Raw genomic sequence first — 17,398 nt, forward strand, 5'->3', positions numbered from 1 at the left:
TAAAGGTCGAGGCTCCCTAAGCATCACCGGGTGAGGGTTATTTGACAAATAACCCTCACCCGGACGGGGGTGTGTGGCTTATTGGCGGCTAGAGGCCGATTGCGCTGCGGAGGGCGGGGCGGGGGTTTAGGTCGGCCAGGGCGGCTTCGCAGCGGGCTAGGAAGGCGGCGGCGAAGGCTTGGCGGCCGGAGGAGGCGTCTTCGGGGAAGGTGACCACTTGGCAGCTAGCGGGGACGGTGTAGGCGGCGTGGATGCGGTGGGCCAGCCAGGCGTCTTCGTAGGCGATGGGTTGGGCACCGTGCTGGATGCGGCCGTCGAGATAGCGCTGGATCAGCGTCTTGTCGTGGGCTAGGCGGTCTTCTGGGGCCATCGACATGTTGAGGAAGTAGCTCACGTCGCGCATGGGGGCGCCCACGTTGATGAGGCCCCAGTCCAAAAAGCCCGGCCCGCCGGCCTCAGTAATGAACAGGTTGCCGATGTGGCCGTCACCCTGGAGCACGGTGGGCGGCCCGCCGATGGGTCCCGCGGCCCACGCATTGTGGAGTTCGGCGGTGTGGGCGATGTAGAGCTCGGCGATCTCGGCGAAGGCGTCGGTGAGCTTGTCGCGGTGGTTGTCCAGCCCGCAGCGCAGGAGACGAGCGCCGTAGTCGCTGCCCTTGTTGGCCAGAGGCACCCAGCTTGCCTCGGCGGCCCGGCGGTCGGGATCCTCGTAGCGGGCGTGGAGCTCGGCAAAGTGGTCCATGGCCTCGGCGGCGTAGGCCACCGGCACCCCTGTGCTGTAATCGGGAAGGGACTTGGCCGAGTTGTCCAGATCTTCCAGCAACAGCACGAAAGCCCCGGTATCGGGATCGAAGGCGGCAACGTAAGGCGTGAGCGTGCGCATAGGCACCGCGTGGGCCAAGCGCTGGTAGAACAGCGCCTCCCGGCGGCCCATGCCGGTTTGGTTAATCTGGGCTCGGCGGTCGGGATCAAGCGGAGGGAGCTTGGCGAACATGGTGGACGGCAGGTCGCTGTCGCCGTCGTAGGTGATGGCCAGGCGGGCGTTGGCATTGGTGCCGGCGTGGATGGCCAGCACCTCCACCGCGGTGACCACTGTGCCGGGATAGCGCTCAGCCAGGTTCTCGGTGAGCCAGTCGGGGGTGATGGCCTCGGGGTGTTCGGGCAGGCTCACCGGGCCGAGTCGACCGGCACCCAGCCGCCGGGCTCGAGGTTGAGGTACTGCTCCAGATTGCGGTGCATGTTGATGATGCGGCACTCCTCGCCCGACAGCCACACGTGGGTGAAGCCGGGCTGGTGGAGGCCCTTTTGCATGGTGCGGATGACGCTGAAGTCCTGGTTGAGCACGAACCCGAAGTCGGCCTGGTCCATGGGCACGGTGACGTGTACCGGCGACGAGGCCGCGGCGTCGGCCGCCGGCATCCGGCTGAGGTGGATGGTGTCCAGTTCGCCCTCGTCGGGATTGGGGCCGGGCCGGGCGGTCAGCACGGTGAAGATGTCGGCGCTGATCAAAACCGTGGCGTTGGGAAAGAGGTTGTATTGGCTGAGGTGAGTGATCTGGGCGGTGTCGTAGCCAGATAGATCTACGCCCATGGTGGCCTGGTGGTCTCGGATCTTCTGGGCAATCACGTCTTGGAGGGTCTGGCCGTCGGGCACATCGGGCGCGGTGCAGGGCTCGCTGTAGTCCGGTCCCATGCGGCCGCCCTGGGTGACGATGAAGGAGTCCCACACCGCTTGGTCGTCCACGTTGCGGCCCAGGCGGGGGCTGGGCACGCCGTAGGGCTGATACGACACACCGTGGCGGTCCCAGATGCGCTGGGGGGAGTTGACGTCGTTGATGCTGCCCAGCATCTCCCGATGGAGGCCCTGCACATGGTAGGTCTCGGAGAAGCCCTCGTTGACCACCTTCCAATTGCAGTTCACCGCAGTGGCGGTGGAGTAGGTGCCCCGGAACTCATCCAGGTTGGCCCAGGCGATGTCGTCGGGGATCCCCTCTAGCCAGTCGGCCAGCGGCTCGGCGTCGAGATCCAGGTTGACGAACACCAGGCGGGCCCAGGTGTCCACCCGCACCGGCACCAGCGGGAGGTCGTCGTTGCTGATGGGGCCGAAGCCGCGGCGGGAGGGGATTTCCCGCAGCCGGCCGGTGAGGTCCCAGGCCCAGCGGTGGTAAGGGCAGCGCAGTTCGGTGATGCCGGTGCCCGAGCCCTGGCAGAGGGAGTTGCCCCGGTGGCGGCACACGTTCTGAAAGCCGCGCAGCACGCCGTCTTCGCCCCGCACCAGGATGATCGAGTACTTGCCGAGGCGGTGCTCGAACCAGTCGCCGGGGTTGGCGATGTGGTCGACGGTGCAGGCCACGTGCCACACCTTGGGCCACATGCGCTCGTATTCCAGTTCGGCAAACTCAGCGGAGAGGTAGCGCTGGACGGGGATCTTCACCGGGGCTTGGGCGGCCAGACCTGAGGCGGTGACTGCGGTGCCCAGTATGTCGGCCTCGTCCGGCGGTGCGACGTCAACCATGCCGACCATCGTGGCACACGGCCTATGTCCTCGACTCGGTTATGAAGATGGCTTCGGCGGTGGCACACACCGTGTTGCCAGCCCTCAGTTCGCCGGTGGCGATGTGCTTTCGGCCTTCGGTATGGGAGTAGCGGCAAGTGACCTCGAGGGGTGTGTGGAGGGGGACGCCGGTGTTGTAGCGGATGTTGATGCCGGCGGTTAGGCCGGTGGCGCCAGCTCGGGTGGCGGCGGTGCCCAGGGCCTCGTCCAAGATGGTGGCCACCACGCCGCCGTGGGCCCGGTGGGGTGGGCCGGAGTGGGCTTCGGTGAGGGTTACGGTGGCCCGCATCTCCACGGGCCGGGGCTCGGCATCGGGGTCTGGCGGGGGGACCGGATCGAAGATCAGCCGAGGAGCGTGGGGGTTGAGCAGGCCCGATCCGGCCTGGGTGAGGTTGTAGATGGTTCCTTCGTGGTCTTTGGCCACCACGATGTGGGGATCGCGGGCCGCGGCCCGCAGCCGCTCGGTGATCTCGGCCAGGGTCTGGGCCATCTCGGCCCGGGTGGCGGGGTCGGCGTCGTTGGCCGACACTGCGGCCACCAGGTCGCGGGTGCGCTCCACCAGCTCGTAGGCCTCGGGGCCGAAGTCGTCGGGGTGGGGCAAATCGCCCAACAGCTCGGCCAGCCGATAGGCCGACGCCGTTTCGGGGTGCTCTTGGTCAGCCATCTTCAAACATTGTCGGCCACCGGGATGTCGAAGCGCTCGATGTAGCGGGCGAAGCGGGTCCTCACCTCGGCCCGGGTCAGCCCGAGATCCTCGAACTCATAGCGGTGCTCGCCGTGCTTGCCAGGCGGGGTTGCGGCCACCCGTGCAGCCATAGCCGCTTCGGTTTCCGCGGTCAGATCCATGCCAAGCTGCTCATACACCGAGTGGGCGGCGGCCACCCCGTCGGTGCTTACCAGCTTGTGGGGCACTTGGGCGGTCCGATCGGGGGGCAGGCGCCCGGAGTCAATCAGGTCGATGAGGTTGTCGAGGCTGCGGCCGTAGAGTTCGAGGTGGTAGCGGCCGATGGCGGCGAAGTCCACCCGGTCAGAGTGGGCCCAGCGCAGGGTGGCGATGAGGCTGGTCACCGAGGGCAGGATGGCGGTGGGATCGCGGTGGGTGATCACGAAGCGGGCGTCGTCGAACACCTCCAACAGGGCGGGCAGGCCCTGGAGGTGGGCGGGCGATTTGAGCACCCACCGTCGGGTGGGCATGCGCCGCTGCAACACCTGTAGCACCTTCCGGTAGGTGCGATAGGCAGGGCGCAGATCGGCGGTGTCGAACCACCTCTGGTAGGCAGGCACGTCGGTGCGGCTGACCATCTCCTCGGAGCGGAACTCGAACGACATGGCCGACAGGCACTCTTTGAACATGCGCCCGGAGTACTCGTGGATAGCCAGCATGCCGCTGGCCACCGTCTGGGGCATGACCAACTCGGCCCCGGCCAACGGGATGCGGGGATCAGCGGCCCGGATTTCGGGATCAGGGTGGGGCGGGGGAACCGGGCGGAGCAGTTCCCAGCCCTCGGGAGCCCGGTGGGCGGGGTCTTGGGCCAGCACGCCGTGCATGACGGTGGTGCCGGTGCGGGGGGCGCCGATCACGAAGATGGGCTCCTCGATGGGCTCTTGCAGCGTGCCGGGATCGGCGGCCAGGTAGTCGTTGAGCTGGATGCGGACCTCCAATAGCCGCAGGATCATCCGCCGTGACATCCATCGGCCCATGACTGTTAGGTCGGCCTCGTGCTCCAGTCCGTGGCAGAACAGGCTGAGCGGCTCGATGAAGTCGTCGTCGCCCAACGCAGTCCATTCGTCGGGAGCCCGACCTTGGCGCACTAGAGCCTCAGCCATCAGCAGATCGGGGTCGAATGGGCGGCGGGCCTCGTCGACCACCGGGCCAGCCTCGCCCCGATTGACCGCAGCAACCCAGCCGGGCCGAGGATCAGGAGTCCAGCTCATTTCTGAACTGTACGTCCAGTTGCTGCTGTCAGCCGGTACAATGCAGAACATCCAGACTGATCCTGTACTCGAACGGCTGCAAGCCAGCTTTGACGCTCAGCGAGCCTCTTTGGTTACCAAACATTCTGGCCAGTGGGCACTTCTGATTGAAGGTGATCCACAACCACAGTTCTTTGGCTCAGACATCGAAGCTGCGGCAGCGGGGTTTTCCCATCGACCACCGGCCCGCTTCTTGATCAATGAGATCCTCGCCGAAGAGCAGCCGATCCATATACCTCATATGGCGATAGCTGATTAGCCGCTAGATGTCTGGCTTCGGGCGTATAACCGGAGAAATCGGCGCGGTCGGAGCAGTTGTAGAAGTAGAACTCGGATTGACGCGTGAGGAGATCGAACACCGCCGTATTGACAACCGATCAATCTCTACCGGATTCAGGGGTCGAGGAGTCATCGACACCGGTGCCGAAGCGTCGGTCATAACCGAGGCAGTAGTGCAAGCGCTCGCCATCACACCTGTGCGCCATGCCACGGTCTTGACAACCATGGGACAAGTCAGAACTGCGGCCTTCACCATTTCGGTGACCGTGGGTCCGGGATACAAGGAACCACCTGATCCTCTTCCCGTCCAGGCCTACGAGGGTCTCATCGATGCAGGCGACATCCTCATAGGGCGCGACATTCTCAACCTGGGAGAACTTGTCTGGAAGGGCCAAGAGCAGCGCTTCTCGCTGTCACTGCCTAGAACGGTACGCTCAGGCGATGCTTGAGGGGTTGGTCGTAATCGTCACCGGGGCTTCGAAGGGCATCGGCCGGGGGATCGCCGAGTACCTGGTGGACCAGGGCGTGAAGCTCACGGTGACCAGCCGCAAGCGTGAGCGGATCGAGGCCGCTGCCGCCGAATTGCGGGATCGGGGCGGCGATGTGCTGGCGGTGGCGGGGTCGGTGGGCAGCCAGGATCACGCCATCGAGGTGGTGGACCGCACGGTGGAGCGATGGGGCACGGTGGACGGGCTGGTGGCCAACGCCCAGTCGTTCCGACCCACCATGCCGCTGTTGGAGGTGGACGAGTCGGACATGGACGTGCTTTTCGACACGGGGCCCAAGGGCACGCTGTGGTTCATGCAGGCGGTACACCCCCACATGGCAGCCAAGGGCCGGGGTCGCATCATCACCTTCGGCACCAACGTGGGGATCACCGGCGGGCCGGGCTACGGACCCTACGGGGCGGCCAAGGAGTCCATTCGCTCGCTGACCCGAACCGCGGCCCGGGAGTGGGGCTGCGACGGCATCACCGTGAACTGCGTGAACCCGGCGTCGGTGGCCCACCGAGCCCCGCCCGACGACGATCCCGACCGGCTGGCCTCCTACAAGGCCCTGTTCGACAACCACCCCATGGGCCGCGACGGCGACCCGGTGAGCGACATCGCGCCCGTGATCGGGTTTTTGCTGTCGGATGCCAGCCAATACGTCACCGGCGAGACGTTCCAGGTGGACGGCGGCGGCTTGATGCGGCCCTGATTAGAGACAAGCAGATCACGAGAGGCCGAGGCGTCAAGTCCTGTCGAAGGCGTTCCGATCGACCTGAAGATCTCGCAGTATGGCGCGAATCGTTCCAGACCGAAGATCTTTGCCGCCCCAGTTAGGGATCGTGGTCCGCGTGCCACTGGCGGGATTCCGCCAGATCTCATGAGAGCCACGTGACTGGCGATCGAACTCGCAGCCAAGCGCACGCAACTTGCGGGTGAGTTCTCGATAGGTCAAACCGCGATTACAAGCTCGCCAGCAGCCGCAATGGCAGCGGGAAGTGGATCACCGTGGTGTTCACAAGACGCAATAAAGTCCGCCGTTACGCCTTCCAGGTTGAACAGGGCCTCTTCGGCGGTTGCGCCCCATGCTCGGCAACCCGGAAGCACAGGCACTTCCGCAAGGTACATATTCTCGGTCTCCTCGGAAGGTGCCTTCAGCGTGTAGGGCAGCTTGTACTGCTTTGGCATCACTGCCGTCCCCGCTGCGTCGAAGAACTCACACCAAGAAGATACCGCGCTGAGCAGCAACTTGGTACTGCTACTCAGGTCCGGAACCGGTGTCTGAGGTGGGCTTGGCGGGTGGCTTGGTCGGCGGCGCGTTCAGCAGGGGAGATAGCGGGATGATCGGCGGGCAGGGCGGCGGCAACGTCGCTTAGGGCGACTACCTCGGTGGTGGGGTCCATGGCCCGGTCGCCGGTGGGCCAGAACCAGCGGAGGGTGCAGAGGCCGTTGCGGCGGTTGGCGTTGTCGAGCCAGTTGGCGGCGCCGGGGTCGGTGCCGCACACCACGTAGCGCACCTTGCCGTCGGACGACACCGTGGTCTGGGATTGGTTGCGGCAGGAGATGTGGGCGTAGGTGTCGACTAGCTCGAAGGTGCCCATCATGTATAGCTGGGCGCCCCAGTAGTGGGCCTCGGGCACCTCGGCGGTCACGATCAGGGCCTGGTCGGGCTCCAGATCCCAGAAGCAGAACTCGTAGCGGGCCATGGACAGGCCTTTGGAAACCTCCAGGGTGCGGTTGGTGAAGCTGTTGTCGATGCGCTCGGCCCGATTCATCACCATGTAGGCGTTCCAGCGCTCGATCGAGTCGGTCATCTGCATCATGGCCCGGCGCACCCGGTTGGCGAAGACAGGCCCGTCGAGCACAGGAGCAGGCTCGGGGTCGAGGCACTCGATGGTGAAGAAGGCGGGCTCATCCGCGGTCCAGTCGAAGTAGTACTCCCGGATCGACGCGGAGAGCACCCCGTCGGGGATTGTCACTGCGCCGGGGTCGTCGCCCCCCAAAAGGATCTCGAAGTCGTCGTGGCGGCCGAGGCCGAGGTCGTGAGCGGTGACGGTGGCCTTGGTGCCCCAGATGTCGTTGTGCATAAACCCAGCCCGCAGCGCCAGGATGAAGTCGTCGCAGCCGTGCATGTTGCCGGTGATCCGGTAGCGGCGGCCGGGCTCGATGCGGGCGTGGCGGTACACGTTGTCGGCGTTGGGGCCGCCCCACTGGACGGTCAAATCGTTCTGGCGGTTGAAGAACGGGCGGGCGGGGTCGGCGTGGAAAACCTCCCAGCCCAGGAACGCCTCCACGTTGTCGGCCAGGTGCTCGAGCATCTCCAGATCGCCGCCGTCGTCGGTGGGATAGGGCGGGGCGACCACTTCACGGCCCATGCGCTTGAGCAGCTCGCACCACTCATCCCAAGCCTCTACCGCCGTGCTGATGTCGCTCATGTGGAGAAGCTTGCCAAGAACGGCTCGACCGCGGCCAGGAAACCGGGGGTGTTCTGGCCATGCACGTTGTGGCTGCAATCGGGAACGGTCACCAGCGTGCCGTGGGGCAGGGCGTCGGCGAATCGCTCGGCGGCCTCGGCAGTGAGCACCCAGGAGTCGGCCCCCCGCACCAGCAAAACCGGTTGGGCGATGCGCTCGGCGTCTTCCAGAGTGAAGCGGTCGCCGGCCCGGCGGTGCTCGGCGCCGTGGGCCAGCCGGGGGCCGTGGTCCACCTTGGAGATGTAAGTGCCGTCCACCCGCTGGAGCAGGTTGTACTTGACGGTGCGCTCGATGTGCTCCCGGGTGCGATACGGATCGTACTTCTGCACCGCGGCTGCGAAGTCGTCCAAATCTTGAAACTCCCGGTTCTCGGTGACGAACGTGCGGATGACCTGGGTGCCCACCTCGGAGATCTCGGGTCCGATGTCCACCAACACGATGGCCTTGGCCAGATCGGGGTGGTCGAGGGTGAGGCGCATGGTGTTCATGCCGCCCATGGAGTGGCCCATGATGATGGGGTCGGCCACACCGAGCGCCTCGCAGAAGGCGGCGGCGTCGGCGGCCATGGCACCTGAGGAGTAGTCGGCGTCGCGGGCCCACTCGCTGTCACCGTGGCCCCGCTGGTCGAGGGCCAAAACGTGGTAGCGGTCGGCCAACGCCAGGCTGACCAGATCCCAGGAGTGGGCCGACTGGTTGCCGCCGTGCAATAACAGGACAGTGGGGTTATCGGGGTGGCCCCACTCTGAGAAATGGAAGCGGTGGTGGCGGGCCACGATGTTGCGGGACACATAGGAAATGCCGGTCCCGTGGGCGATACCAAGGTCAGCCGCGCTGGTACACAGGCTCTCGAACTCGGCGGTGACCGTCATGTCCAGCGGGTCAGCGGTGGAGGCGAACTCATTGAGGTGCATCAGCTTCGCCCCTCCCGCAGATCGGCATAGAAGTACTTGGCCAGCTCGTTGAACACGTCGGCCCGCTCCCACTGGAGGAAGTGGCCGCACTCGGGGATCACCACCGGCCCCACCCGGTTGGCAAAGGCGATCTCGCAGCGCTTGGGGAAGTCCTTGGGCACCACCTGGTCGTCGGGGCCGTACAAGATGAGCGTGGGGGCCTGCACCTGGGTGCCCATCATGGGCGGCTCGCTCATCGGCCGGCCGTATTCCAGCTGGTACACCGACCACCCGGCGGCCAGGCGCTCCAGGTCGGCGAACGGCTCGGTCATGAAGTCGTAGTCGCCCTCCTCGAAGGAGTATTGCGAGGCCAGTAGCCGGTGCTCGTAGAAGTCCCGCACGTAGCGGCGGCACCGATCGGGGGTGTCGAGGTCGGCTCGGAGCTGGTCGGGGTCGCGGCCCTGGCGGATGCGGTAGTCGCCGGTGGGTCCGTGGGGCAGGGGGTTCAGCGACAGGCCCCGCTCGGTGTACCAGTCCACCTGATCGACGATGAACGGGGCCACCGTGTTGAAGAACACCATCCGGTCTGTGAACTCAGGCCAGCGGTTGGCCATGTCCACTATCACCGCGCCCCCCACGTCGCCCCCCAGGAGCCCGACCCGCTCGTGGCCCAGCACGTCGTGGACCAGGGTGTGGATGTCGCGGGAGTACAGCACCAAGTCGTATTGGTCGTTGTCGGACAAGTCGGAGTCGCCGTAGCCCCGCAGGTCGGGAACGATCACCTCATAGCCGGCCTCGACCAGCGGGATGATGTTGCGCCACCAGATGCGCTTGGTCTCGGGGTAGCCGTGGACCAGCACCAGCGGGTAGCCGCCCACTCCCTCGCGAACGTAGGCCAGCGACAGGTCGCCGTCTACCGGCGCCCGGTGGATGGTGAAGGCATCGGGGGGTGGTGTGGCTGGCTGATCGGGTCGAATGGGAGGCACGGCCCGGAAGCCTAGGGGGAGCCGGGCAAAATGCGCTAAGGGCCACCATTCTTAGAGGCTGCGCGGATAGGTGAAGCAAATCTTGGAGAATTCTGTCCCGGCTGTGATCTGCACTTGCAAAGCCGCAGGTCAAGGTACTGAAGGAGCAGCCAGAGGTTCAGGCATTTTCGCAGGTCAGTGCCTATCCGCGCGCGCTCTTAGGCCCGGAGGCGGGCGGGATGCTAGGAAATGTCAGCCAATAGCAACCCGACAGAGAGGCCGTCATGGAGTTTGGACTTTTCATCCAGGGGTACGTGCCCCAGCATCGCCGGGAAAATGACCCAGATGCCGAGCACAAGGCGTTCATGGAGGAATTGGATCTGGTGATCGCCGCCGACAAGGCGGGGTTCAAGTATGTGTGGCTGCCCGAGCACCACTTCCTCGACGAGTACTCCCACATGTCGGCCAACGACGCCATCGCCGGCTATCTGGCCCACGCCACCGAGCGGATCCACATCGGATCGGGCATCTTCAACCCGCTGCCCCAGGTGAACCACCCGGCCAAGGTGGCCGAGCGGGTGGCCATGCTCGACCACCTCACCGGTGGCCGGTTCGAGTTCGGCACCGGCCGGGGCGCGGGCAGCCACGAGATCCTCGGCTTCCTGCACAAAGAGGGCATCACCGACACCTCTCACACCAAGGAAATCTGGGAAGACGTGATCGGCGAGTTCGCCAAGATGTGGACCCAAGACACCTACGAGGGCTACGAGGGCAAGTTCTGGTCGCTGCCGCCCCGCAAGGTGCTGCCCAAGCCGTGGGGCAAGGGGCATCCGGCCATGTGGTACGCCGCGGGCAACGTGACCAGCTACGCCATGGCCGCCCGCAAGGGCCTCGGCGTGCTCGGCTTCTCGGTGGGGGCTCTCGACGAGCTGGCCCCGGTGCTGGAGGCCTACAAGCGCGACATCGTCAACGCCGAGCCGGTGGGGGCGTTCGTGAACGACAACCTCATGGTGACCACCGGGGCGTTCGTGGCCGAAACTGATCAGGGGGCAGTGGACCACGCGCTGCGGTCATCGATGACCTACCTCCAGTCCAACGTCTTTCGCTACCACGACACCTTCCCCCGGCCTGAGTGGGTGCCGCCGTGGCCCCAGACCATCCCCATGCCCTCTGCCGAGGAGCTGTGGGAGGGCGTCGGCCAACCGGGCAGCGTGATGGGCGATCCCGACCGTGCCCTCAAGGGTGCTCAGCAATGGGCTGACGCCGGCGCCGACCAACTGGTGTTCGGCATGGGCTCCAGCGAGCGGGCCGACGACCTCAAGACCATTGAGCTGTTGGGCAAGCACGTGATCCCCAAGATCGACACCGATCCGGTTCACCGCACAACTCGCCTGCGCGAGGCCGCCGCCTAGAATCGGCAACCATGGCTGAGGCGCCTGGGGGCCACCCCAACGCCGTTATCGACATCGACGACGGCATCATCACGGTCACCCTTGACCGCCCCGACAAGCTGAACGCCATCAGCCATGACATGACCGCGTCGCTGTGGGAGGCGGTGCTGGCGCTGGGCGACCGCGACGACCTGCGCTGCATGGTGATAACCGCCAAGGGCCGCTACTTCACCGCGGGCCAGGACATCTCCAGCCCAGCGGGCAACCGGCCCGGCGACCCCGAGACCATGGACCAGCACCCGGGGTGGAACTTCCGCCGGGACTATCGCAGCCACCACCTGCTCTACGACGAGATGGAAGCGGTGGAAAAGCCGGTGATCATGGCCATACAGGGGCGATGTCTAGGGGCAGGTGTGGAGATGTCCGGGTCGGTTGACTTCCGGTTCTGCACCCCGGAGGCGTCGTTCGCCCTACCCGAGGTGAAGCTGGGGGGCATCGCCGGAAGCGGCGGCACCAGCAGGCTGACCCGGCTGATCGGCCCGAGCTGGGCCAAGTGGATGGCGATGGCCACCATGGAGATCGACGCTGACGAGGCCAAGTCTATCGGGCTGATCCACAGGGTGTACCCGGCCGAGTCGCTGATGGACGAGGTGTACGCCTTCTGCCGACACCTGATGTCGCTGCCCACCGAGGCGTTGGGTCTGGCCAAGATGGCGGTGGATGTACACGCCGATATCACCGACCGGAACATCCAGCGGCAATTCGACCGGGTGGCGGTTTACTCCACGGTGGCAGAGTTCGAGAAGTCGATGGAGCGGTTCGGACGCCAGCCCAAGAGTTAGTGATCAGATCCGCAGGACTAGGGTCCATAGGAGGTTAGCAGCTCCGATAACTACCGCGCTATATCGCCAGATACTGCCACGCTAAGCCACCAATTGCTGCTACGCTGCAATTGGTGAAGTACATTCCCCGCCTTGTCGACGCTCAATTGTCGCGGGCCCTCAAGACTCACCCGGTTGTGCTCGTAACAGGGGCCAGGGGAGTCGGCAAGACAACCACGGCTCGACAAATTGCGAAATCAATCGCGTTTTTCGACGATTTGGCCACCCTCACCGTCTTTCAAGACAGCCCTGAGGCCGCCCTCGCGCAATTCCAAGAACCACTCCTGATTGACGAGTGGCAGATGGGTCCTGAAGTTGTACGAGCCATCAAACGCACGGTCGATCGCGACCGAAGACCTGGGAGGTTCATCCTCACCGGTTCGCCTGATCCACTGAGTCGTTCGGAGTTCCAATCGCTGACTGGCCGGGCAGCGATTGTCCGGCTCAATCCGATGACGGTGCGCGAGAGGACTTCGCGAGTGGCGCATCCCCACGGATCTACGGCAGTCTCCAATTTGCTCAATGGCACTCCCCCCCAGTCCCGCCCAGAGCACGTTCCCGACATTTTCGGATACTTGGACATTGCCGCTGTCGGCGGGTTCCCCGAATGTGCAGCAGAAAGCTCTGAGGCCTACTCACAGACGTGGTGCCGCGACTACCTGCGAGTGCTTCTACGACGAGACCTGCCCCTATTTGGGTCGCGTCGCTCTGCCTCCCACTTCCGCAGATACCTCTCTGCCGCCGCCCTGCATACTGCCCGATCGCCAGAAGACGGCAGCTTGCGCAACGCTGCCCAAGTGAACCCGGGAACCCACCGGGATTATCGCCACATCCTGCTGGATTTGGATGTGACCGTTGAAGTGCCCGCGTTCATCAACGAAGAGATTCCCGCTCTGGCCAAGTCCCCCAAGATGCTGTTCAGCGACTCGGGATTGCTGATAGCAGCTATGAACAAGCCGCTGGCCCAACTAAAGCTGAGCGGCGACCTCTACGGCAGGGTCATTGAGACGTTCGTGCTCAATCAACTCCGGGCCGAGATTGAGGCCCTCGACCGGCCGGATGCGCTGAGCCACCTCCGCACTCACAAGGGCGTACACGAGATCGATGCAATCATCGAAACGGACGATGGGGGAATCATCGCCATCGAAATCAAGTCGGCCAACCGGCACCGGCCGGCCGACATCAAGCACATCGAGTGGCTGTCTCAAAAGCTTGGTGACAGGTTCAGGCTCGGATTGGTGCTAACCACCGGCGCTTACATCAGCCATGTCCGAAGCAAGGTGACTGACAAGATCTGGGCTGCACCAATCAGCTTGCTCTGGCACTAGCCCCCCATCCGGGGTTGGCTAGATCTTGAACAGGCGGCGGGCGTTGGTTTCGGCGAACTTGCGGGCGACGTCCTCGGCCATGGGGGCAGTGGTGTGGGCGAGCGATTCCATGCTGTGGGGGAACAGGGTGGACTCGTGGGGGTAGTCGGACTCCCAGGTGATGTTGTCCTCGCCGATCACGTCTAGGGCGGCGATGGCGGTGTCGTCGCGCAGCATGCACACGGTCATGTGCTCGGCGAAGGTCTCCCGAGGGGGGCGCTCGGCGGGGAGTTGCACCCGGAAGTTGTCGAAGACTTCGCTGGACTGCTCCAGCAGGTAGGGGGCCCAGCCGGCCCCGCCCTCGGAGAAGGCCACCTTGACGGCGCGATGGCGGTCCAAGATGCCGGAGAACAGCCAGTCGGAGCAGGCGATCATGGAGTTGGCCCCCACATAGGGCAACACGGTGCACGGCGGGGCGTCGTCGGACGACTTGATGAGCTTGGACGACGATCCGATGTGCAGACACACCACCAGTCCGGTCTCAGCCACCACGGCCCAAAGCGGCTCCCAGTGGTCGGTGTACACCGACGGCAGCCCCAGAGTGGTGGGATTCTCCGAGAAGGCCACCGCCCGAGCGCCCATCGCCGCGGTGCGCCGCACCTCTTCGGCGGCGGCCACCGGGTCCCAGAGCGGCACCACGATCAGGGGGATGAGCCGCTGGGGGTCGGTGGCGCACCACTCCTCCAAGATGAAGTCGTTGTAGGCCCGCACGCACCGTGCGGCCAGATCGAAGTCGTGGCTCACCATGAACCGGTGGCCGGCGAAGCGGCAGAAGTCGGGAAAGTTGACCTGCGCCCAGATGCCGTCGAGGTCCATGTCTTCAAGGCGCGCTGAGGGGTCGTAGCAGCCGGGGCGCATCTCGCTGAACCGGGCCACGCCTAGGGGGTCGTCGTCGAAACCGGGCAGCGTGCGGGTGTTGCCCCGCACCGTTTGGATCACCTGATCCTCATACAGCCACGCCTCGGTGCCGTTCTCCAGCTCCACCACCCGGGGGGCCCGGTCGCGATATGCCGCCGGCAACCGGCTCTGCCACAAGTGGGGCGGCTCGATGACGTGATCGTCGACCGAGATGGGTTTCACATCGGCAGGCAGCATGGGCGAACCAGGATAGTATTCACATGTGAATCGTCGAATAGCGGCCGGGCTGGTGGCGGTGGTCCTGGTGGCGACGAGCTGCGGCAACGAAGACGCTGACATTGAGGTGGTGCCGGCACCGACTCCCACTGCTACTGCGATACCAGAGGCCACTCCTGAACCCACTGCTACTGCGATACCAGAGGCCACTCCTGAACCCACTGCTACTGCGATACCAGAGGCCACTCCTGAACCCATACCGCAGTTGCGGGTCTGGCCGGTCACTGAGCCGACGGTGTGGCCACGAACCGCCGATGAGGCGGCGGAGGTTTTTGCCCGGCATGCGGCTCTTGGAGAGAGGACCGCCGAACCCCGGCCCGCCCTGCGAAGCGGCTCCACTGCCACGGCCGAGCTGCCACGACTCGCCGAAGACGGCTCGACGTTCGGAGTGGCCTCCACCATCCACATGCAGCAAATTCAACTTGACGATGGCTCGGCAGCCTGGGTGGTTATCAGCGCCCAGTCGGACGACATCGTGGTCAACTCTCCCGCCTTCGGCGAGCTCTTGGCCAGAGGCACCGTGATTGAAGGAGAGGGCCAGGGCTTCGAGGGCACGATCGTGTTCCGGGTCGAAGACCAAAACGGCCCGCTGGGCCTGGCATTGGCCCAAGGCGGAGCACTCGGCGAAAACCTGCCGTTCGAGACCCAGTTGCTGTTCGACCAACGCCCCGCCTCCGGCAACTGGGCCATCCTCGTCGGCTACACCACCTCAGCCGTAGACGGCAGCCTCTCCGCCCTCACCATGCTCCCCATGAGGCTGGTCGACGGGTCTTAGCCCGCCTTATGCAACAGCCCCTGGAATTGGGCAGGTCTCAGCCGCCTCCAAAAAGACGCTCGATCAGACCCGTTCGCCGAGGATGGCCCCAGCAGCTCGGACTGCGTGATCGAACGCCTCGCGGTTCATTCTGCTGCTCGGAATGATGCGTAAACGGCGGCGCGTTGTGCCGGAGTGAGCACACCGGCAAACGGCGTGACCTGTCGGAGGTCACGGCCATGTTCGCTGGGGTCGAGCATTCGGGAAACGATCTGGTCGTTTGTCCCTTCCAAGATCCGCACCCACTCATCCAAGAGAGGAGATGCATGGAGGTTCATCGACCGCATCCGAGAGATATTTCGCCGGGCAGTCTCGACGACCACGGCTACCCCAAAACCCCACCACCTGATGGGACGCCCCCAAGGCGGTGCAGGAGTGCATTGACCAAGCACACTGGGCCAGTGGCCTGATTGAGCCTTTCTTCCCAGTCGGAGATGTTCTTGAACACGAGCAAGACAAGAGCTTCCCGGCTGAATTGGCGGCCTCTCGGGTCAATCCAGATCACCGGCTGCTGGCTCTCGGCGCAGAGCAAGATCATGTCATGGTTGGATGTCACTAGTCAGTGGCCGCGCAGCGATCCTTCCCCGTCGCCTCTAGTGGCCGGATTGTATACCGCCACCCCTGGGCGGGCCGCAGGCAGCCGCGGCTATGTCCAGACTCTGAGCAGGATGCCGATGACGCTGTAGGAGATGAGCGGGTAGCCGCCGTTGATGAGGAACAGCCTGAGGCTAAGGCTGTCCATATACGCACCCTACTCTCGGAGCCGGCCTCCGCAGTCGGGCCGGCGCGCTCAGTGCCGGAGTCGCGTCTCCGGCGTGATCAGGCCGTTGGCGACGGCTCGCCACTCGAAGAAGTCGCGGTTGTCCACGGAGTGGACGAAGATGTCGTCGAAAAGTTCAAGCAGGTTGGGCGGCACCTTCTGCTCGACCATCAGCCGCTTGAGGTCGTAGGTCGCGGGAGCGGGAAAGACTGTCTCGGCGATGTAGGCCTCGAAGGCGGAACTGAAATCCTTGAAGCCATCACAGGAGTAGAGGTAGCTGGACTGCTCCCATCGATTCTCGGTCTGGTTGTTTCGCGCGTACTCGTAGCGCGTCCGGCTCAGGTCGACACGTTCGACGAGCGCGTCCTCCAGCGAGGCGTTCCCGGCGAGGATTCTGTGGTACTGGATGGGCGCTTCCGTCTCCCGATGCTTCTCGAACGTCCAGTCATCCAACTCGTATCCGCCATTGGCACGGTCGGAGCCAACGTAGTAGCGCGTGTATCTGCAGAAGTTGGCAAGATCTTCGTATGAGCCCTTGTTGCAGGGCCCGCCCATGTCGATGACCCCTAGGGGCCTGTCCAACAGCCGCGTCCATGTCGACAGGAACGCGGCCGCGTCATCGCGCTGGAGTTGTTGTGCGAACAGGCCTCCCGTTGGGCCGCCGTGGCCACTGTACATCAGATGGTGCTCCGCCTCGGGATGTCGCTTCACCAAGATGGACGCGAAGTCCTCGAAGACGCCGCGCAGAAAGGCGCTGCGCGCCCCGGACGACTCCTCCTCGGGCATCCCGTTGTGCACGCTGATCGCGTGCTGCTCCCGGTAGGCGATCGCCTCAGCATCGGAGGGCTGCTCCATGAGCGCGAAATAGGGGTCGAATTCATTGGTGAAAGCGTAGAGATGCACCGAAGCGGTCTCCTCCCAAATCGCCGCCTCGTAGAATCTGAGCGCCGCGCTCTCCCGCACCTCAACCATCGCTGCCCACCCGTCGGTGTGGCTGAAGGGCATCCAGTCCTCGGTGACGAGCACGACGCTGAGCATCACGTGGGGTTGCGGAGCAAACGACACTGCAGTCGCCGAAGCCGCCGCAACCGGCTCCGAAGAAACCACCGACCCAGAGGACAACTCCGCGCCCGAAGGCACCGAAGCCGCCGCAACCGGCTCCGAAGAAACCACCGACCCAGAGGACAACTCCGCGCCCGAAGGCACCGAAGCCGCCGCAACCGGCTCCGAAGAAACCACCGACCCAGAGGACAACTCCGCGCCGCAAGCGCTCGCGATGACCGCTGACGCCGTGATCGTCAGTAGGACTAGGCGGCGAGCCCCCCGTCCCCCGGGCGCCGCCCCGGATCTCGGCCGTCTCACGCCGTAGAACCTACATCCAAAACCCTGGCATATAAAGCCTCAGCCTGGATCGGCCTCTAATCGGTC

At 64.9% G+C, this 17,398-nt stretch carries 20 protein-coding genes; 8 read left to right on the forward strand and 12 right to left on the reverse strand.

Features of this window, described 5'->3' with window-relative positions:
* Window positions 1-88 precede the first annotated feature (88 nt).
* From ACOGXA_RS13705 to ACOGXA_RS13720, 4 genes are read right to left on the reverse strand one after another with little or no spacing between them, the layout of a single operon-like run.
* Entirely contained in the window at window positions 89-1,171 is a 1,083-nt protein-coding gene (locus tag ACOGXA_RS13705) for a phosphotransferase family protein (RefSeq protein WP_419924422.1), read from the reverse strand.
* Window positions 1,168-2,514 (reverse strand): aromatic ring-hydroxylating oxygenase subunit alpha, encoded by a 1,347-nt coding sequence (locus ACOGXA_RS13710; protein WP_419924423.1) that lies wholly within the window; start codon window positions 2,512-2,514, stop codon window positions 1,168-1,170. Before ACOGXA_RS13710 ends, ACOGXA_RS13705 begins: the two co-directional genes overlap by 4 nt.
* Before the next feature lie 22 nt (window positions 2,515-2,536).
* Window positions 2,537-3,217 carry a PaaI family thioesterase gene (locus ACOGXA_RS13715; RefSeq protein ID WP_419924424.1) on the reverse strand — a complete coding sequence of 227 codons (681 nt, stop codon included), beginning with the start codon at window positions 3,215-3,217 and terminating at the stop codon, window positions 2,537-2,539.
* 2 nt (window positions 3,218-3,219) lie between these two features.
* Entirely contained in the window at window positions 3,220-4,488 is a 1,269-nt protein-coding gene (locus tag ACOGXA_RS13720; RefSeq protein WP_419924425.1) for a sulfotransferase family protein, read from the reverse strand.
* Window positions 4,489-4,507: 19 nt separating this feature from the next.
* On the opposite strand from ACOGXA_RS13720, the gene ACOGXA_RS13725 reads away from it, so the two are divergent.
* Genes ACOGXA_RS13725 through ACOGXA_RS13735 form a run of 3 tightly spaced genes read left to right on the forward strand, consistent with a single transcriptional unit; the run spans window position 4,508 to window position 6,006 of the window.
* The gene (locus ACOGXA_RS13725) at window positions 4,508-4,786 is read left to right on the forward strand and encodes a hypothetical protein (protein WP_419924426.1); all 279 of its coding nucleotides are present in this window, start codon (window positions 4,508-4,510) and stop codon (window positions 4,784-4,786) included.
* Window positions 4,787-4,793: 7 nt separating this feature from the next.
* The gene (locus ACOGXA_RS13730; RefSeq protein WP_419924427.1) at window positions 4,794-5,255 is read left to right on the forward strand and encodes a hypothetical protein; all 462 of its coding nucleotides are present in this window, start codon (window positions 4,794-4,796) and stop codon (window positions 5,253-5,255) included.
* Window positions 5,248-6,006: an SDR family NAD(P)-dependent oxidoreductase gene (locus ACOGXA_RS13735; RefSeq protein WP_419924428.1), complete on the forward strand. Its 759-nt coding sequence runs from the start codon at window positions 5,248-5,250 to the stop codon at window positions 6,004-6,006. Before ACOGXA_RS13730 ends, ACOGXA_RS13735 begins: the two co-directional genes overlap by 8 nt.
* Before the next feature lie 33 nt (window positions 6,007-6,039).
* Here ACOGXA_RS13735 and ACOGXA_RS13740 read toward each other — a convergent pair whose 3' ends face one another.
* The 5 genes from ACOGXA_RS13740 to ACOGXA_RS13760 are packed head-to-tail and all read right to left on the reverse strand — an operon-like array spanning window position 6,040 to window position 9,644.
* Window positions 6,040-6,249, reverse strand: a complete 210-nt coding sequence (locus tag ACOGXA_RS13740) for a type II toxin-antitoxin system HicA family toxin (RefSeq protein ID WP_419924429.1) — start codon at window positions 6,247-6,249, stop codon at window positions 6,040-6,042.
* Window positions 6,246-6,542, reverse strand: a complete 297-nt coding sequence (locus tag ACOGXA_RS13745) for a type II toxin-antitoxin system HicB family antitoxin (protein ID WP_419924430.1) — start codon at window positions 6,540-6,542, stop codon at window positions 6,246-6,248. The genes ACOGXA_RS13740 and ACOGXA_RS13745 overlap by 4 nt, the downstream gene beginning before the upstream one ends.
* A 14-nt stretch (window positions 6,543-6,556) precedes the next feature.
* On the reverse strand, window positions 6,557-7,729 hold the full coding sequence (locus tag ACOGXA_RS13750; RefSeq protein ID WP_419924431.1) for a hypothetical protein: 1,173 nt from the start codon (window positions 7,727-7,729) through the stop codon (window positions 6,557-6,559).
* Complete coding sequence (locus ACOGXA_RS13755; protein ID WP_419924432.1) at window positions 7,726-8,679, reverse strand: alpha/beta fold hydrolase; 954 nt, start codon at window positions 8,677-8,679, stop codon at window positions 7,726-7,728. Before ACOGXA_RS13755 ends, ACOGXA_RS13750 begins: the two co-directional genes overlap by 4 nt.
* Window positions 8,679-9,644 (reverse strand): alpha/beta fold hydrolase, encoded by a 966-nt coding sequence (locus tag ACOGXA_RS13760; protein ID WP_419924433.1) that lies wholly within the window; start codon window positions 9,642-9,644, stop codon window positions 8,679-8,681. Before ACOGXA_RS13760 ends, ACOGXA_RS13755 begins: the two co-directional genes overlap by 1 nt.
* A 263-nt stretch (window positions 9,645-9,907) precedes the next feature.
* Between ACOGXA_RS13760 and ACOGXA_RS13765 the strand changes: the two genes are divergently transcribed.
* The 3 genes from ACOGXA_RS13765 (at window position 9,908) to ACOGXA_RS13775 (ending at window position 13,223) form a co-directional block, all read left to right on the forward strand.
* Window positions 9,908-11,035: an LLM class flavin-dependent oxidoreductase gene (locus ACOGXA_RS13765; protein WP_419924434.1), complete on the forward strand. Its 1,128-nt coding sequence runs from the start codon at window positions 9,908-9,910 to the stop codon at window positions 11,033-11,035.
* Window positions 11,036-11,046: 11 nt separating this feature from the next.
* Entirely contained in the window at window positions 11,047-11,856 is an 810-nt protein-coding gene (locus ACOGXA_RS13770; RefSeq protein WP_419924435.1) for an enoyl-CoA hydratase/isomerase family protein, read from the forward strand.
* Between the two features lie 176 nt (window positions 11,857-12,032).
* Window positions 12,033-13,223, forward strand: coding sequence for an ATP-binding protein (locus ACOGXA_RS13775; protein WP_419926987.1), 1,191 nt, complete (start codon window positions 12,033-12,035; stop codon window positions 13,221-13,223).
* Between the two features lie 18 nt (window positions 13,224-13,241).
* On the opposite strand, the gene ACOGXA_RS13780 is transcribed toward ACOGXA_RS13775, so the two are convergent.
* On the reverse strand, window positions 13,242-14,357 hold the full coding sequence (locus tag ACOGXA_RS13780) for an amidohydrolase family protein (protein ID WP_419924436.1): 1,116 nt from the start codon (window positions 14,355-14,357) through the stop codon (window positions 13,242-13,244).
* Window positions 14,358-14,382: 25 nt separating this feature from the next.
* Between ACOGXA_RS13780 and ACOGXA_RS13785 the strand changes: the two genes are divergently transcribed.
* Complete coding sequence (locus ACOGXA_RS13785; protein ID WP_419924437.1) at window positions 14,383-15,171, forward strand: Gmad2 immunoglobulin-like domain-containing protein; 789 nt, start codon at window positions 14,383-14,385, stop codon at window positions 15,169-15,171.
* Between the two features lie 125 nt (window positions 15,172-15,296).
* On the opposite strand, the gene ACOGXA_RS13790 is transcribed toward ACOGXA_RS13785, so the two are convergent.
* Both ACOGXA_RS13790 and ACOGXA_RS13795 read right to left on the reverse strand, forming a co-directional pair.
* Window positions 15,297-15,488 (reverse strand): hypothetical protein, encoded by a 192-nt coding sequence (locus tag ACOGXA_RS13790; protein ID WP_419924438.1) that lies wholly within the window; start codon window positions 15,486-15,488, stop codon window positions 15,297-15,299.
* Window positions 15,489-16,000: 512 nt separating this feature from the next.
* Entirely contained in the window at window positions 16,001-16,996 is a 996-nt protein-coding gene (locus ACOGXA_RS13795) for a hypothetical protein (RefSeq protein ID WP_419924439.1), read from the reverse strand.
* On the opposite strand from ACOGXA_RS13795, the gene ACOGXA_RS13800 reads away from it, so the two are divergent.
* Window positions 16,986-17,339, forward strand: coding sequence for a hypothetical protein (locus ACOGXA_RS13800; RefSeq protein ID WP_419924440.1), 354 nt, complete (start codon window positions 16,986-16,988; stop codon window positions 17,337-17,339). The genes ACOGXA_RS13795 and ACOGXA_RS13800 overlap by 11 nt on opposite strands.
* The last annotated feature ends 59 nt before the right edge of the window (window positions 17,340-17,398 follow it).

This window comes from Candidatus Poriferisocius sp. (genome assembly GCF_965208475.1).
Classification (GTDB): domain Bacteria; phylum Actinomycetota; class Acidimicrobiia; order Acidimicrobiales; family Bin134; genus Poriferisocius.

Excerpts from the sequence above, each read along its gene's own strand:
- ACOGXA_RS13720 (WP_419924425.1), bottom strand. The coding sequence starts at position 4,488 with ATGAGCTGGACTCCTGATCCTCGGCCCGGCTGGGTTGCTGCGGTCAAT.
- ACOGXA_RS13710 (WP_419924423.1), bottom strand. The coding sequence starts at position 2,514 with ATGGTTGACGTCGCACCGCCGGACGAGGCCGACATACTGGGCACCGCA.
- ACOGXA_RS13750 (WP_419924431.1), bottom strand. The coding sequence starts at position 7,729 with ATGAGCGACATCAGCACGGCGGTAGAGGCTTGGGATGAGTGGTGCGAG.
- ACOGXA_RS13765 (WP_419924434.1), top strand. The coding sequence starts at position 9,908 with ATGGAGTTTGGACTTTTCATCCAGGGGTACGTGCCCCAGCATCGCCGG.
- ACOGXA_RS13735 (WP_419924428.1), top strand. The coding sequence starts at position 5,248 with ATGCTTGAGGGGTTGGTCGTAATCGTCACCGGGGCTTCGAAGGGCATC.
- ACOGXA_RS13770 (WP_419924435.1), top strand. The coding sequence starts at position 11,047 with ATGGCTGAGGCGCCTGGGGGCCACCCCAACGCCGTTATCGACATCGAC.
- ACOGXA_RS13730 (WP_419924427.1), top strand. The coding sequence starts at position 4,794 with ATGTCTGGCTTCGGGCGTATAACCGGAGAAATCGGCGCGGTCGGAGCA.
- ACOGXA_RS13790 (WP_419924438.1), bottom strand. The coding sequence starts at position 15,488 with ATGAACCTCCATGCATCTCCTCTCTTGGATGAGTGGGTGCGGATCTTG.
- ACOGXA_RS13715 (WP_419924424.1), bottom strand. The coding sequence starts at position 3,217 with ATGGCTGACCAAGAGCACCCCGAAACGGCGTCGGCCTATCGGCTGGCC.
- ACOGXA_RS13780 (WP_419924436.1), bottom strand. The coding sequence starts at position 14,357 with ATGCTGCCTGCCGATGTGAAACCCATCTCGGTCGACGATCACGTCATC.
- ACOGXA_RS13755 (WP_419924432.1), bottom strand. The coding sequence starts at position 8,679 with ATGCACCTCAATGAGTTCGCCTCCACCGCTGACCCGCTGGACATGACG.